This window comes from Streptomyces sp. SID3212, from assembly GCF_009865405.1.
Taxonomy (GTDB): Bacteria; Actinomycetota; Actinomycetes; order Streptomycetales; family Streptomycetaceae; genus Streptomyces.
In genome coordinates this window covers 1-512 of record NZ_WWJY01000297.1, presented here as the reverse complement: position 1 = coordinate 512, position 512 = coordinate 1, and the positions used below count along the sequence as shown (strand labels likewise).

Here is a 512-nt window from a genome sequence, read left to right as displayed (position 1 = left end):
ACCGCCGGAACGGCTGGCCCGCACGCTGGCCGAGACGTACGGCGACCGGGCCGCCGCCTGGCTGGCCGGGCTGCCCGCGCGGGCGGCGGAGGCCGTGGCGCACCACGGGGTGACCGTGGAGCGGGTGGTGGAGCCGGGCGGGCGCAGCGGTCTGGTGCTGCTGGTACGGCGTTCCGACGGCTCCCCCGCCACGCTGAAGATCGTCCCGCCCTTCGCGGCGCCCTCCCTGGAACAGGCGGCGCTGGCGCGGTGGAAGGGCTGGGGGGCGGCGGAGCTGCTCGCCGCCACCGCCGATTCCCTGCTGCTGGAGCGGCTGCACCCGGAGATGTCCCTGCGCTCGCTGCCGGAGGCGAAGTCGCTGCTGGAGGCGGCGGACACCGTACGGAAACTGTGGGTCGCGCCGCCGCCGGAGCACGGCTTCGAGTCGGTGGCGGACCGGACGGCGCGCCAGGCGTCGGCGATGCGGTCGGCCGCGGCGGCGGACGCGGGGCTGGCCCCGCTGGTCACGTCCG

General features: G+C 77.9%; 1 protein-coding gene. It reads left to right on the top strand.

Going from position 1 to position 512, the window contains the following annotated elements:
• Positions 1-512, top strand: a 512-nt coding sequence (locus GT042_RS08985; RefSeq protein ID WP_237530608.1) for an aminoglycoside phosphotransferase family protein, incomplete at both ends; no start/stop codon positions are given.